This is a genomic window from Massilia rubra (genome assembly GCF_011682065.1).
Taxonomy (GTDB): domain Bacteria; phylum Pseudomonadota; class Gammaproteobacteria; order Burkholderiales; family Burkholderiaceae_D; genus Telluria_A; species Telluria_A rubra.
On the sequence record NZ_VUYU01000007.1, the window covers coordinates 17,104 to 31,630 of the forward strand.

General features: G+C 64.0%; 13 protein-coding genes. 11 read left to right on the forward strand and 2 right to left on the reverse strand.

Features of this window, described 5'->3' with window-relative positions:
• Positions 1-9: 9 nt before the first annotated feature.
• Entirely contained in the window at positions 10-282 is a 273-nt protein-coding gene (locus tag F0185_RS12265; RefSeq protein ID WP_167224763.1) for a prevent-host-death protein, read from the reverse strand.
• 158 nt (positions 283-440) lie between these two features.
• Between F0185_RS12265 and pyrC the strand changes: the two genes are divergently transcribed.
• Genes pyrC through F0185_RS12280 form a run of 3 tightly spaced genes read left to right on the forward strand, consistent with a single transcriptional unit; the run spans position 441 to position 3,278 of the window.
• Entirely contained in the window at positions 441-1,490 is a 1,050-nt protein-coding gene (pyrC, locus tag F0185_RS12270; RefSeq protein WP_167224766.1) for a dihydroorotase, read from the forward strand.
• Positions 1,491-1,493: 3 nt separating this feature from the next.
• Entirely contained in the window at positions 1,494-2,285 is a 792-nt protein-coding gene (locus F0185_RS12275) for a DUF3025 domain-containing protein (RefSeq protein ID WP_167224768.1), read from the forward strand.
• A 9-nt stretch (positions 2,286-2,294) separates the two neighbouring features.
• Entirely contained in the window at positions 2,295-3,278 is a 984-nt protein-coding gene (locus tag F0185_RS12280) for a Gfo/Idh/MocA family protein (protein WP_167224770.1), read from the forward strand.
• 125 nt (positions 3,279-3,403) lie between these two features.
• On the opposite strand, the gene recG is transcribed toward F0185_RS12280, so the two are convergent.
• Positions 3,404-5,455, reverse strand: a complete 2,052-nt coding sequence (gene recG / locus F0185_RS12285; RefSeq protein ID WP_167224772.1) for an ATP-dependent DNA helicase RecG — start codon at positions 5,453-5,455, stop codon at positions 3,404-3,406.
• 104 nt (positions 5,456-5,559) lie between these two features.
• On the opposite strand from recG, the gene queA reads away from it, so the two are divergent.
• The 8 genes from queA to F0185_RS12325 all read left to right on the forward strand — a co-directional run bounded on the left by queA (position 5,560) and on the right by F0185_RS12325 (position 14,515).
• Positions 5,560-6,582, forward strand: coding sequence for a tRNA preQ1(34) S-adenosylmethionine ribosyltransferase-isomerase QueA (gene queA, locus F0185_RS12290; RefSeq protein ID WP_167224774.1), 1,023 nt, complete (start codon positions 5,560-5,562; stop codon positions 6,580-6,582).
• A gap of 12 nt (positions 6,583-6,594) precedes the next feature.
• The gene (gene tgt / locus F0185_RS12295; protein ID WP_054265073.1) at positions 6,595-7,734 is read left to right on the forward strand and encodes a tRNA guanosine(34) transglycosylase Tgt; all 1,140 of its coding nucleotides are present in this window, start codon (positions 6,595-6,597) and stop codon (positions 7,732-7,734) included.
• 302 nt (positions 7,735-8,036) lie between these two features.
• Entirely contained in the window at positions 8,037-8,372 is a 336-nt protein-coding gene (gene yajC / locus F0185_RS12300) for a preprotein translocase subunit YajC (RefSeq protein WP_167224776.1), read from the forward strand.
• Positions 8,373-8,427: 55 nt separating this feature from the next.
• Positions 8,428-10,314, forward strand: coding sequence for a protein translocase subunit SecD (gene secD, locus F0185_RS12305; RefSeq protein WP_167224778.1), 1,887 nt, complete (start codon positions 8,428-8,430; stop codon positions 10,312-10,314).
• A gap of 24 nt (positions 10,315-10,338) precedes the next feature.
• Positions 10,339-11,358, forward strand: a complete 1,020-nt coding sequence (gene secF / locus F0185_RS12310; protein WP_167224780.1) for a protein translocase subunit SecF — start codon at positions 10,339-10,341, stop codon at positions 11,356-11,358.
• Between the two features lie 103 nt (positions 11,359-11,461).
• Complete coding sequence (locus F0185_RS12315) at positions 11,462-12,154, forward strand: helix-turn-helix transcriptional regulator (RefSeq protein ID WP_167224782.1); 693 nt, start codon at positions 11,462-11,464, stop codon at positions 12,152-12,154.
• A gap of 62 nt (positions 12,155-12,216) precedes the next feature.
• Positions 12,217-12,831, forward strand: coding sequence for a glutathione S-transferase family protein (locus F0185_RS12320; RefSeq protein ID WP_167224784.1), 615 nt, complete (start codon positions 12,217-12,219; stop codon positions 12,829-12,831).
• A gap of 325 nt (positions 12,832-13,156) precedes the next feature.
• Entirely contained in the window at positions 13,157-14,515 is a 1,359-nt protein-coding gene (locus F0185_RS12325; RefSeq protein WP_229476972.1) for an MFS transporter, read from the forward strand.
• Positions 14,516-14,527 lie beyond the last annotated feature (12 nt).

Sequence of the window (14,527 nt, forward strand, 5' to 3'; positions counted from 1 at the left end):
CGCGGCAGCCTAGCGGGTCAACCTCGCGTCAACTTGCGCAAGTATGCCATCGAGATCGCGCAGTATATCGCCGGTGGTGTAATAGTCGCCGCTTTGCAGTGCCGAGTCGCGCGAGGCCAAGCCGCGTTCGATAAAGCGGCGCTGGGCGCGGCGCTGCCGGATCTGTCGCCGCACCGATTCCGCGCCAGAGCAGGACAGGGATGCGCCACTTTCCAGTGCGCTTCCGGCGGCGTTGCTCACTTCTGGTGTGACTCGAAGAGAAGGGAAGTTGGCGGTTTTCAAGGTGGACTCCATGCGTCGCGTTTGAAACGCCAATATCTCAAGCTCCCGAGGCGAATGCAAGCAGCAGGTTCAAACGTGCGTCATGTTTCTTAGAGGAATCACGAGCGATTGGTCGCCTTCGGAGGTTAAAATACCGCATCCGTTTTCCGAAAGCCGCCATGTCCACCATCGATACCCCCCAGAGCCTGACCATCACCCGCCCCGACGACTGGCACCTGCACCTGCGCGACGGCGCCGCCCTGGCCAGCGTGCTGCCGCACAGCGCGCGCCAGTTCGCGCGCGCCATCGTCATGCCCAACCTCAAACCCCCGGTCACCACCACCGCCATGGCCCAGGCTTACCGCGAGCGCATCCTGGCCGCGCTGCCGGCCGGCATGCGTTTCGAGCCGCTGATGACGCTCTACCTGACCGACAACACCGACCCGGACGAAATCCGGCGCGCCCAGGACAGCGGCTTTGTCCACGCCGTCAAGCTCTACCCGGCCGGCGCCACCACCAATTCCGACGCCGGCGTGACCGACCTGGCGCGCTGCTACAAGACGCTCGAAGTGATGCAGGAAGTCGGCATGCCCTTTTTGGTGCACGGCGAAGTGACCGACCAGGAGATCGACCTGTTCGACCGCGAGGCAGTCTTCATCGAGCGCGTCATGCGTCCGCTGCGGCGCGACATGCCCGAGCTGAAAATCGTCTTCGAGCACATCACCACCAAGGACGCGGCGCAGTACGTGGCCGAAGCCGACGGCCCGATCGCCGCCACCATCACCGCGCACCACCTGCTGTACAACCGCAACGAGATCTTCAAGGGCGGCATTCGACCGCATTACTACTGCCTGCCGGTGCTCAAGCGCGAAGAACACCGCCTGGCCTTGATGACGGCGGCCACCAGCGGCGACGAGCGCTTTTTCCTGGGCACCGATTCGGCCCCGCACGCGGTGGGCGCCAAAGAGACTTCGTGCGGCTGCGCCGGCTGCTACACCGCGCTGCACGCGATGGAGATGTACACCGAAGCGTTCGAACGCGCCGGTGCGCTCGACAAGCTCGAAGCCTTTTCCAGCTTCCACGGCCCGGATTTCTACGACCTGCCGCGCAACACCGAACAGGTCACGCTCAAGCGCGAAGCCTGGACCTTGCCGCAGACCGTGCCGATGGCCGACTCCACCCTGGCGCCGCTCAACGCCGGCGAGCAGATTAACTGGAAGCTGCTGTAAGCGATGCTGTCGCAGATTGACTGGGCGCGCCCGTGGTACGACGCGGTGCGCCCCGCGTTTGCGCGCCTGGGTCTTGACGTCGGCAGCGTGGCCGAGGCCCTGAACGCGGCTGCCGCGCCGCTGGCGCTGGTCAACCAGCGCGGCCTGCCGCTGCGCTTCGTGCCGCAGGACCAGTTGCCGGACGGGCGCGCCTACGAAGAATTCATTGGCGCCACCGGCTGCGTGCCCACGCGCGAGAACCTGCACGACTTCTTCAATGGCCTTGTGTGGCTGACCTTCCCGCGCATCAAGCAGCAATTGAACGCCCTGCAGGCGGCGCAGATCGCGCTGGCCGGGGTGGGCAAGTCGCGTGGCGCGGCGCGCGACGGCGCCACCATTTTCGACGAAAACTCGGCGCTGCTGGTGGTGCGCGCCGGCGGCGAGGGCGAGCGCCTGGTGGCCGCCCTGCGCGCGCACGGCTGGATTGAGGCACTATACGAACGGCGTGACGCTTTTGGGCCGGACGCCGAAGTCTGGCTGTTCGGCCACGCGCTGATGGAAAAATTGGTCGCGCCGCGCAAGGCGATCACCGCGCACACGCGCGTGGTGGTGGTCGGCGACGAGTACTTCGCGCTGTCGCACGACCAACGGCGCGCCTGGATCGACGGCCGGGTCGCCGCCGAACTGGCGGACCAAGGATTGAGCACTGCCTGCTTTACTCCCTTGCCGGTGCTTGGCGTGCCCGGTTGGTGGGAAGGGCAGGACCACGCGTTTTACGCCGACACCACGGTATTTCGGCCCAAGCGGGCCGTTTGAGGAGAACACATGACTGAAGCGGTACGTTGGGGAATTCTGGGCACGGGCAAGATCGCGCGCGCGTTTGCGACGGCCTTGCGCGACACGCCGGGCGCGCTGCTGGCCGGCGTGGCGTCGCGCAGCCTGGAAAGTGCGCAAGCCTTCGGCGCCGAATTTGGCGCGCTTGCCAGCTACGGCTCGTACCAAGCGCTGGCCGACGCGGCGGACATCGATGTGGTCTACATCGGCACCCCGCACCCAATGCACGTCGATAATGCCGTCATGGCTCTCAATGGCGGCAAGGGCGTGCTGTGCGAAAAGCCCTTCACCATGAACTTGGGCGAAGCGGAACACATCGTGGCGCTGGCGCGCGAGAAGAAGCTGTTCCTGATGGAGGCGATGTGGACGCGCTTCATGCCGGCGCTGGCCGAAGTGCGGCGCATCATCGCGTCCGGCGAGATCGGCACGGTGCACCAGGTGACGGCCGATTTTGGTTTCGCGGGCACGCAGGACCCGCTGCACCGCCTGAATGATCCGGCGCTGGGCGGCGGCGGGCTGCTCGATTTGGGCATTTATCCGCTCTCGATTGCGGCCGCGCTGCTGGGGCCCGTGGCCGAGGTGCGCGCCATGGCGCTGATGGGCGAGACCGGGGTCGATATCCAGACCGGCTTCACCATGCGGCACGAAGGTGGCGGCATGTCGGTGTGCAGTTGTTCGCTCAGGGCCAGGACACCGGCGGAGCTGACCGTGTCCGGCAGCCTGGGGCAGGTGCGCATGAATACCATGTTCCACCGGGCGCAGTCGGTGACCGTGACCACGGCGGACGGCGCGCGCACGATTGACACCCCGTACCTGGGCAACGGCTATGTTCACGAGGCGATGGAAGTGGGGCGCTGTCTTAAAGAGGGGCTGCTGGAAAGCCCGGGCATGCCGCTCGACGAGACGCTCCATCTGATGGGCGTGCTCGATACGATGCGCGGGCAGATTGGGTTGCGCTATCCTTCGGACGCCTGATTCGTCGTTCCCGCCACTGTCTCGTCGTTCCCGCGCCAAGGCGGCACTCGGCGGGAACCCAAGTTGTTATAGCCGCCTGTGGCTACGAAACAGACTTGGGTTCCCGCCTTCGCGGGAACGACGGGCTACACCTTCAAAAACTCCTCCTTGCCCCCCAGCCAGCGCGCCAGATGCGCTTCCACCACATCATCGACCGCCTCGTGAATCAGGTTGTGCGCCACGTCGCGCGCCTGTTCCACCAGCCACTGGTCGGTCTCCAGGTCGGCGAACCTGAGCATCGCCTGGCCCGACTGGCGCGCCCCTAAAAACTCGCCCGGCCCGCGAATTTCCAGGTCCCTGCGCGCAATCTCGAATCCATCGGTGGTCTCGCGCATGGTCATCAAGCGCTGCTTGGCGATCGGCCCCAGCGGGCTCTGATATAGCAGCAGGCACACGCTGGCCGCCGAGCCGCGTCCCACCCGTCCCCGCAACTGGTGCAGCTGCGACAAGCCGAAGCGTTCCGCGTGCTCGATCACCATCAGCGACGCATTCGGCACATCCACCCCCACCTCGATCACGGTGGTGGCCACCAGCACCTGCACCTCGTTCGCGGTGAAGGCATCCATCACCTCCTGCTTTTCGGCCGCCTTGAGGCGCCCGTGCACCAGCCCCACCTGCAAGTCGGGCAGGGCCTCGGCCAGCATCGCGTGCGTATCGGTGGCGGTCTGCAACTGCAGCGCCTCCGACTCCTCGATCAAGGGACAAACCCAGTAAATCTGGCGCCCCTCCAGCGCCGCCGCGTGCACCCGCTCGATGACTTCGTCGCGCCGGTTCTGGTCGATCGCGCGCGTGACGATCGGGCTGCGCCCCGGCGGCAGTTCATCGATGATCGACACTTCCAGGTCGGCGTAATAGGTCATCGCCAGGGTGCGCGGAATCGGCGTGGCCGACATCATCAACTGGTGCGGCGTCTTGCCGTTGCTGCCCTTGTTGCGCAGGGTCAGGCGCTGGCCCACGCCGAAACGGTGCTGTTCGTCGACGATCACCAGCCCCAGTTTCGCAAACTGCACCGTGTCCTGGATCAGCGCGTGCGTGCCGATCACCAGCTGCGCCTCGCCCGACTCCACCATGGCGGTGGCGGCCAGCTTGTCCTTCTTTTTCAGGCTGCCGGTCAGCCACGCCACCTTCACCCCGAGCGGCTCCATCCAGCCGGCGATCTTGCGGAAGTGCTGGTCGGCCAAAATTTCGGTCGGCGCCATCAGGGCCGCCTGGTAGCCGCTGTCGATGGCCTGCGCGGCGGCCAGCGCCGCCACCACTGTCTTGCCGCTGCCGACGTCCCCCTGCAGCAGGCGCTGCATCGGATAGCCGTTTTTCAGGTCGGCCCGGATTTCCTTGAGCACGCGCTGCTGCGCGCCGGTCAGCTTGAACGGCAGCTGCCCCAGGAACGCTTCCGACAGCGCGCCGACGGCCTTCAGTACCGGCGCACCCTTGACCCGGCGCGCCCGCTGCGCGCGTTTGAGCGAGAGCTGCTGCGCCAGCAGTTCGTCGAATTTCATGCGGATCCAGGCCGGGTGCGAGCGCTCGACCAGCGAATGGGCGTCGATTTCCTGCGGCGGATAGTGCAGCAGGCGCACCGACGGCTCGAAATCGGTCAGGTTCATTTCTTCGCGCAGGGCCGGCGGCAGGGTGTCGCGCCAGTCGATGCGCTTCATCGCGTCGGCGATCGCGCGCCGCAAGATCGCCTGCGACAAGCCTTCGCCGGACGGATACACGGGCGTGAGCACGGTCGGCAGCGGCGCGCCTTCGTTAATCACCTTGTACGATGGATGCACCATCTCGGCCCCGAAGAAGCCATGCTTGAGTTCCGCCCGGGCGCGCACGCGCGTGCCCTCGGCCAGTTGCTTGACCTGGCTGCCGTAAAAATTCATGAAACGCAGCAGCAGGTCGCCGCTCTCGTCGGCGATGGTGACGAGCAGCTGGCGCCTTGGACGGAAGCTGATCTCGTTTTTCGTCACGATGCCCTCGACCTGCGACACATGGCCGCCGCGCAGGCACGCTTCGCGGATCGACACCACGACGGTTTCGTCCTCGTAGCGCATGGGCAGGTGCAGCACCAGGTCCATGTCGGTGTGCAGGCCCAGCTTGGCGAGCTTGCTTTCGTTGGTTTTCGGTGGTGTTTTCGGTTTGGTCGGCGGCATATTGAAGCAACTTCAGTGCGTAAGGGGGTAAAATAGAGGGTTGCCCTGCACGCGTGAGCCCTTATTGTACGGCTCTTGACCCTCTTTTTTACAAAATTAGCAGAATGTACTCGCTCTCCGACTTCGATTTCGACCTGCCCGCCGAGCGCATCGCGCAAACGCCGCTGCCAAACCGCAGCGCCTCCCGCCTGTTGCACCTGGACGGGACGGCCCTGGTCGACCGCCAGTTCGCCGACATCGTCGACCTGCTCGCCCCCGGCGACCTCTTGGTGATGAATGACACGCGCGTGCTCAAGGCGCGCTTTTTCGGCGTCAAGGAAACCGGCGGCAACGTCGAGGTGCTGGTCGAGCGCATCCTCGACAGCCGCACCGTGCTGGCCCAGGTGCGCGCCTCCAAGTCGCCCAAGCCCGGCAACCGGATCCGCCTGGCCGACGCCTTCGACGTCACCGCGGGCGAGCGCGCCGGCGAATTCTTCACCCTCGTGTTCGATGGCGACGTGTTCGAACTGATCGAAGCGCACGGGCGCTTGCCGCTGCCGCCCTATATTGAACACGACGCCGACGAATTCGACGAAACGCGCTACCAGACCGTGTACTCGCGCGAGCCGGGCGCGGTGGCCGCGCCCACGGCCGGCCTGCACTTCGACGAAGCGCTGCTGGCCGCCTTGAGCGCGAAGGGCGTCAATTTCGCCTACGTGACCCTGCACGTGGGCGCCGGCACCTTCCAGCCGGTGCGGGTCGAAGCGCTGGCCGAGCACAAGATGCACACCGAGTGGTACACCGTGCCGCAGGAAACCGTGGACGCCGTGCGCGCCGCCAAAGCGGCCGGGCGCGCCATCGTCGCTGTCGGCACCACCAGCCTGCGCGCGCTCGAATCGGCCTCACAGTCGGGCCAACTGGTGGCCGGCAGCGCCGACACGGCCCTGTTCATCACGCCCGGCTACACCTTTAAGACGGTGACGCGCCTGATCACCAACTTCCACCTGCCCAAGTCGACCCTGCTGATGCTGGTGTCGGCCTTTGCCGGGTATGACGCCATCCGCGCCGCCTATGCGCACGCCATCGCCAGCGAGTACCGCTTCTTCAGCTATGGCGACGCCATGCTGCTCACGACCGACAACAAGTAGATCCCACATCCTATGCTCGACTTCCAACTTCTCAAGACCGACACCAGCGGCCTGTCGCACGCGCGGCGCGGCCGCCTCACGCTCAATCACGGCGTCATCGAAACCCCGATCTTCATGCCGGTCGGGACCTACGGCTCGGTCAAGGCGATGTCGCCGGTCGAACTCAAGGAGGTCGGCTCGCAGATCATTTTGGGCAATACCTTCCACCTGTGGCTGCGCCCGGGCACCGAAGTACTCAACAAATTCGGCGGCCTGCACGGCTTCATGGGCTGGGACAAGCCGATCCTGACCGACTCCGGCGGCTTCCAAGTGTTTTCGCTCGGCGCGATGCGCAAGATCACCGAGGAGGGCGTCAAGTTCTCGTCGCCCATCGACGGCAGCAAGCTGTTTTTGTCGCCCGAGATATCGATGCAGATCCAGCGCGCGCTCAACTCCGACATCGTCATGCAGTTCGACGAATGCACCCCGTACGAAATCGACGGCCGTCCGGCCACCTCGGTGGAGGCGGCGCAATCGATGCGCATGTCGCTGCGCTGGGCCCAGCGCTCGATGAACGAATTCACGCAGGGCGAAAATCCCAACGCGCTGTTCGGCATCGTCCAGGGCGGCATGTTCGAAAACCTGCGCGATGAGTCGCTGGCGGGGCTCGAAGAGATCAATTTTCCGGGCATTGCGATTGGCGGGTTGTCGGTGGGCGAGCCGAAGGAAGACATGATGCGCATGCTGGAACACGTCGGCCCGCGCCTGCCGGCCAACAAGCCGCACTATCTGATGGGCGTCGGCACGCCGGAAGACCTGGTGGCCGGCGTGGCCAACGGGATCGACATGTTCGACTGCGTCATGCCGACCCGGAATGCCCGCAATGGCTGGCTGTTTACGCGTTTCGGGGATGTGAAGATCAAGAACGCGCGCTACAAGGACGACCAGGGGCCGCTCGACGAGAGCTGCGACTGCTACTGCTGCAAGAACTTCTCGCGCGCGTATTTACATCACCTGCACCGCTCGAAAGAGATCCTGGGGGCGCGCCTGAACACGATCCACAACCTGCACTACTACCTCAAGCTGATGAGCGAGATGCGCGACGCGATCGACGCCGACCGTTTCCACGCCTTCCGCCTCGAATTCAACGCCGGCCGCGCCCGCGGTGTCTGATTTGTTGCAAAACCGTCATTCCCGCGCAGGCGGGAATCCAAGATCGTACCGTAGCTAAAGTCGGCTCAACGGAATTGGATTCCCGCCTGCGCGGGAATGACGAGGATGATGGGCAAAAACGGCGCCACTGATTGTAGAAGATCAGAAACGCGGCCGGGGATTGTTGAAAATTATATAACTTTCACCCGCTTGCAAAAACGAAGTTGGCAGCCACATAGGCCAGATTGGCTTGTCGCGAGCATGCGGTGCTAGAATACAGCGCTGATTTTTTAACGAAACTAACCTCAATATCGGAGTCTCCCGTGTTTATTTCCAACGCTTATGCGCAAGCTGCTCCCGCTGCCGCCGATACCAGTTTGATGGGTAACATGAGCACCTTCCTGCCCCTGATCCTGATGTTCGTGGTCATGTATTTCCTGATGATCCGCCCCCAGCAAAAACGCGCCAAAGAGCAGAAATCGATGATGGACGCCCTGTCCAAGGGCGATGAAGTCGTCACCGCCGGCGGCATCCTCGGCAAAGTCGTCAAGGTCAACGAGAGCTACATCACCATCGAGATCGCCAACAATACCCATATCGTTGTGCAGAAAAGTTCGATCACCACGCTGCTGCCGAAAGACACGCTGAAGTCCCTGTAAGCCCGACGCGCGGCCGCGCGCCGCCTGACTGCTCAACATTGAACGCTGGAACACTATGAATCGCTATCCCGTCTGGAAATACATTCTCATCGTCATTGCGCTGTTGCTGGGCGCCTTGTACACGGCGCCCAACTACTTCGTCGAATCGCCTGCGCTCCAGGTGACGACCGGCAGTTCGATCCTCAAGATCACCAACAGTACGAGCGAACAGGTGGAAGCGGCCCTCAAGGCGGCCGGCATCGCGCACGATGGTGTGAGCCTGGACGGGAATGAAAACAGCACGTCCGTGCGTGCGCGTTTCGCCACCACCGACGCCCAGTTCAAGGCCAAGCTGGCGCTCGAACGCGCCCTGAACCGCAACCCTGCCGAACCGGATTACATCGTCACCGTCAACCTGGTGAAGAACACGCCGCACTGGATGCAGGCGCTGCGCGCCTTGCCGATGAACCTGGGCCTGGACTTGCGCGGCGGCGTGCACTTCCTGATGCAGGTGGACGTGGCCGCGACCACCGAAACCAAGATCAAGGGCATCCAGCAGAGCGTGCGCAGCCAGCTGGTCAGCAAGGACAACAAGGACGAGGCGCGCCATAGCGGCATCGACCGCGTCGGCCAGACCATCGAAGTGCGTTTTGACGATGCCGCCCGGCGCGCCAAGGCACGCTCGATCATCGGCGCGGAGTCGGCCGACCTGCTGTTGACCGACGCTTCCGACGCCAACGGCCTGAAACTGATCGTCGCGCTCAAGCCGGAAGCGCTGCAGCGCACCATCGAAGAAGGCGTCAAGCAAAACATCCTGACCCTGTCGAAGCGGGTCAATGAACTGGGCGTGTCCGAGCCGATCATCCAGCAGCAGGGCCGCGACCGCATCGTGGTGCAGCTGCCCGGCGTGCAGGACGTGGCGCGCGCCAAGGACATCATCGGCCGCACCGCCACGCTCGAAATGCGCATGGTCGACGATACCGTGGTGCCGGGCATGGAATCGGCCGCCAACATTCCGCTCACGTCGGAACTGTTCACCGACGAGCGCGGCCAGCCGATCGTGCTCTTGAAAGACATCATCCTGACCGGCGAATACATCTCCAGCGCCATCGGCACCATGGACCAGAACAACCAGCCGGCGGTGAGCCTGGACCTGAACGGCAATGGCGGCAGCAAGATGCGCATCGCCACGCGCGAGCGCATCGGCAAGCGCATGGCCATCCTGCTCAAAGAAAAAGGCAAGTACAACGTGCTGTCGGCGCCGGTCATCAACAGTGAACTGGGCAGCCGCTTCCAGATCACCGGCATGGGCACCCCGCAAAAAGCCAACGAACTGGCGCTGCTGCTGCGCTCGGGCGCCTTGTCGGCGCCGATGGAAATCATCGAAGAAAGGGTCATCGGCCCGCAACTGGGCGCCGAGAACATCACCAAAGGCCTGTACTCGACCGTGTACGGCTTCGCCGCGATCGCCATTTTCATGATCATCTACTACCACATGTTCGGCGCCTTCAGCGTCGTCGCGCTGGCTTCGAACCTGCTGTTCCTGCTGGCGCTGCTGTCGTGGATGCAGGTCACCCTGACCCTGCCTGGCATCGCCGCGATCGCGCTGGCGCTGGGTATGGCGATTGACGCCAACGTGCTCATTAACGAACGTATCCGCGAAGAGCTGCGCGCCGGCGAATCGCCGCAGAAGGCGATCGCCGCCGGTTTCGACCGCGCCTGGGCCACCATCCTGGACTCCAACGTGACCACCCTGATCGTCGGTATCGCCTTGCTGGTGTTCGGTTCCGGTCCGGTGCGCGGTTTCGCCGTGGTCCACTGCCTGGGTATCCTGACCTCGATGTTCTCGTCCGTGTTCGTCTCGCGCGGCGTGGTCAACCTCTGGTACGGCCGCAAGAAAAAGCTGAACAAAGTCTCGATCGGTACCGTCTGGACTCCTGGCCTGTCGGTCACGAAATCATAAGCACTTACTACAACAGGACTCAAGATGGAATTTTTCCGCATCAAGAAAGATATTCCCTTCATGCGCCATGCGTTGATTTTCAACGTGATTTCGGCGCTGACCTTCGTGGCGGCCGTGTTTTTCCTGTTCTCCAGGGGCCTGCACCTGTCGGTCGAATTCAAGGGCGGCACCGTGATGGAGCTCAAATACCCGGCCGCCGCCAACCAGGAGAAGATCCGCACCGACCTGATCAAGCTCGGTTACGAGCAGCCTGAAGTGTCCAGCTTCGGCACCGCGCAGGACGTCATGCTGCGCCTGCCGATCATCGAGACGGTGACCGGCTCGACCGGTTCGCAGAAGGTGTTCGCCGCGCTGTGCGCATCCGAAGGCGGCGCCGTCACCCGGATCGACACCGTGGTCAAGGGCCAGAGCGTGGCCAAGGATGTCTGCCATTCCCCGGCCGGCGCCGACGTGCTCAGTCTCCGGAAGGTCGAATTCGTCGGCCCGCAGGTGGGCGACGAACTGGCCCACAACGGCGTCAGCGCCCTGCTCATGGTGGTGCTGTTCGTGGTGATCTACCTGGCGATTCGCTTCGAGTGGAAGTACGCCGTCTCGGCCATCATCGCCAACTTGCACGACGTGGTCATCATCCTCGGCTTCTTCGCCTTCTTCCAGTGGGAGTTCTCGCTGGCGGTGCTGGCCGGCGTGCTGGCGGTGCTCGGTTACTCGGTCAACGAATCGGTGGTTATTTTCGACCGGATCCGCGAAAACTTCCGCAAGCAGCGCAAGGCCAGCGTCGAAGAAGTCATCGACAATGCGATTACCAGCACCATCTCGCGTACCATCATCACCCACGGCTGTACCCAGATGATGGTGCTGTCGATGCTGCTGCTGGGCGGCGCGACCCTGCACTACTTCGCCGTGGCGCTGACCATCGGTATTTTGTTCGGCATCTACTCGTCGGTGTTCGTGGCCGCCGCCATTGCCATGTGGCTGGGCGTGAAACGTGAAGACCTGATCAAACCGATCAAGGAAAAGGACGAAACCGACGGCGCCGTCGTTTAAGCGCCTTTTCGCCTGCTTCGACAATGCCGCCCGGCTCACGCCGCGCGGCATTTTTCATACCTGCCGCCTGCCGACCCATGATGCTTGACGACCGCGCGCCGCCATGAGCCGCACCAACCGCCTGTTCCTGCTGCTCGACGCCCTGCGCGGGCACCGCCGTCCCGTCACCGCCGCCGTGCTGGCCGAGCGCCTCGGCGTGTCCGAACGCACCATCTACCGCGACATCCAGACCTTGTGCGAACTGGGCGCCCCGGTCGAAGGCGAAGCGGGCGTCGGGTACATGATGCGCGCCGGGCTGTTCTTGCCGCCGCTGATGTTCTCGACCGACGAACTCGAAGCGCTGGTGCTCGGTGCGCGCTGGGTGCGGCGCCAGGGCGACGACGCGCTGGCCGAAGCGGCGTCGAACGCGCTGGCCAAGATCGCCACGGCCACCCCGAAAGACCTGCGCGACTGCATCGCCGAGACCAGCCTGTGGGTGCCGGTCGGTCCCGGCGCGCCCGACACCACCGTGTTCGTGCGGCCCGCGCGCGAAGCGATCCGCGACCAGCACAAGCTGCGCATCGGCTACCGCGACGCCGCGGGAGTGGCGAGCGAGCGCACCGTGTGGCCGTTCGCGCTGGCGTTCTTCGAAGGCGCGCGCGTGCTGGCCGCCTGGTGCGAGCTGCGCGGCGCCAACCGCCACTTCCGCATCGACCGCATCGCCACCGCCGTGGCCAGCGGCGAGCGCTATCCGGCCCACCGGCGCGACCTGCTCAAGCGCTGGCGCGAAGAGTTAAACCTTGACGACGACTCCTGACAGAAACTGACGCACACCGCCCCTATCATGGCCGCTCCAACAACTTTTCACGGAGCTGCGCCATGCGCCTGTACCACAACCACCTGTCATCGAACGGCCGCCGCGTACTGATGGTCGCCGAGCAGCTTGGCCTGCCGCTGGACATCGTCAATGTCGACCTGGGGAGCGACAGCGACCGCGCGCGCCTGCGCGAAATCAACGCCAATGGCAAAGTGCCGTTGCTCGAGGACGGCGACTTCCTGCTGTCGGAATCGTGCGCGATCATGCAATACCTGTGCGACATCACCCCCGGCCAGCAACTCTATCCGCAGGATGCGCGGGTGCGGGCCGATGTGAACCGCTGGCTGTTCTGGGGCAGCCAGCATTTTGCCGAGACGATCAGCATCCTGTCGTTCGAACACATATGGAAGGCCATGATTGGCATGGGCGAGGCCGACCCGGCCATGGTCGCACGCGCCGAAGGCGAACTGCGCCAGCTCGGCGCCGTGCTCGACGGCCATCTGGCGCAGCGCGACTGGCTGGTGGGCGACGCGCTCAGCCTGGCCGATATCGGCGTCGTGACGCCGCTGATGTATCTGGAACGGGCCAAGCTGCCGCTGGGCGAGTTCGCCAACCTGATGCGCTGGTTCGACCGCCTGCGCCAGCTCGACCTCTGGAAAAACAGCGGTCCCGCATAAACCTGCACACCCCGCGACTACGCCTACAATCGGGGTCAGAGCATTAATTAGAAATGTTTCAAGTTAAAGCTCTGACCCCGGTTACGAAGCTCTGACCCTGGTTACGCCACTACCTGCCAGATCAAGCCATGGAAAAACAGCGAAGTCGGATAAATCTGCAAAACCCGCGACTGCGCCTACAACCGGGGTCAGAGCACTAATTAGAAATGTTTCAAGTTAAAGCTCTGACCCCGGTTTTTCTTGATTGACACGCGTGGACGGGATAGGCATACTCGAGGCATCCGATGTTAGCGCTAACATTGGCGTCCGCCGAGGAGAGCCCCCGTTGATTGCAACACCGCTGCCGTGGCGTGAAAAAATCAGTTACGGCCTCGCCGATATGGGCTTCAATTTTTATTGGGCCAATATCGCGACCTTCCTGATGATGTTCTACACGGACGTGTACGGCATCTCCGCCGCCGCCGCCGCGTCGATGATGTTCGTCATTAAGATCGTCAACGCCTTCACCGATCCGCTGATCGGCGCCGTGGCCGACCGCACCAGCACCCGCTTCGGCAAGTTCCGCCCCTACCTGGTCTGGATGGCGCTGCCGCTGGCTGGCGCCGGTGTGCTCACCTACACCACCCCGGACCTCGACCAGAGCGGCAAGCTGGCCTGGGCCTACGGCACCTATCTGCTCATGATGGTCTGCTACACCTGCATCAACATCCCCTACAACGCCTTGTCCGGCGTGATGTCGGCCGAGCCGCAGGAACGCTCCACCATCAACGGCCTGCGCTTTATCTTCGCCTTCGCCGGCAGCCTGCTGGTCACCGCCGCCACGCCCGCCATGGTGCTGTTCCTGGGCGGCGGGGAAGGAATCGACGCGACCCGGCGCGGCTGGCAATTGACCATGCTGGTGTGGGGCGTGCTTGCGTCGCTGCTGTTCGCGGCTACCTTTTACAACACGCGCGAACGTATCGCGCCGCCGCCGCGCCAGCGGACCCGCGTGCGCGACGACATTGGCGACCTGGCCGGTAACCGTCCGTGGATGGTGCTGTTCTTCCTGGCGCTGATCATCATGGTGTCGATCACCCTGCGCACCACCACGGCCGCCTATTACTTCAAGTATGTGGTGGGCCGGCCCGACCTGCTGGCGTCCTTCCTGCCGGCCTACATGGCGGCGGCGGCCGCCGGCGCCGCGCTCACGCCCGTGCTGACGCGCTTTATCGACAAGAAGACCCTGATGATGGTGCTGATGTCGCTCACCGCGCTGCTGTCGGCGGCGTTTTTCTTCGTCGGCCCCGAACAGATCACGGCCATGTACGCGCTCCAGATCGCCCTCGGCCTGGTGCTGGGACCGAAGTCGCCGCTGGCGTTCTCAATGTATGCCGACAGCGCCGACTACAACGAATGGCGCAACGGCCGCCGCGCCACCGCGATGACCTTCGCCGCCGCCACGTTCTCGCAAAAACTCGGCACAGCGCTGGCGGTGGCCGTCATCGGCACGGTCTTCACAAAGCTCGGCTACGTGCCCAACGCGGCGCAGTCGAGCGGCTCGCAGGCCGGCATCGTCTGGCTGATGTCCATCATTCCCGCCATGTTCGCCCTGCTCGCGGTGGCGGTCATGTTTTTCTATAACCTCGACAGCGCCAGACTGCGCCAGGTCCAGGCCGACCTGGCGGCGCGCAAGGCGCCGCTGTAACGCCATTTCTGG

Coding starts and splice junctions, on each gene's coding strand:
- pyrC (WP_167224766.1), top strand. CDS start 441: ATGTCCACCATCGATACCCCCCAGAGCCTGACCATCACCCGCCCCGAC.
- F0185_RS12275 (WP_167224768.1), top strand. CDS start 1,494: ATGCTGTCGCAGATTGACTGGGCGCGCCCGTGGTACGACGCGGTGCGC.
- F0185_RS12280 (WP_167224770.1), top strand. CDS start 2,295: ATGACTGAAGCGGTACGTTGGGGAATTCTGGGCACGGGCAAGATCGCG.
- recG (WP_167224772.1), bottom strand. CDS start 5,455: ATGCCGCCGACCAAACCGAAAACACCACCGAAAACCAACGAAAGCAAG.
- queA (WP_167224774.1), top strand. CDS start 5,560: ATGTACTCGCTCTCCGACTTCGATTTCGACCTGCCCGCCGAGCGCATC.
- tgt (WP_054265073.1), top strand. CDS start 6,595: ATGCTCGACTTCCAACTTCTCAAGACCGACACCAGCGGCCTGTCGCAC.
- secD (WP_167224778.1), top strand. CDS start 8,428: ATGAATCGCTATCCCGTCTGGAAATACATTCTCATCGTCATTGCGCTG.
- secF (WP_167224780.1), top strand. CDS start 10,339: ATGGAATTTTTCCGCATCAAGAAAGATATTCCCTTCATGCGCCATGCG.
- F0185_RS12315 (WP_167224782.1), top strand. CDS start 11,462: ATGAGCCGCACCAACCGCCTGTTCCTGCTGCTCGACGCCCTGCGCGGG.
- F0185_RS12320 (WP_167224784.1), top strand. CDS start 12,217: ATGCGCCTGTACCACAACCACCTGTCATCGAACGGCCGCCGCGTACTG.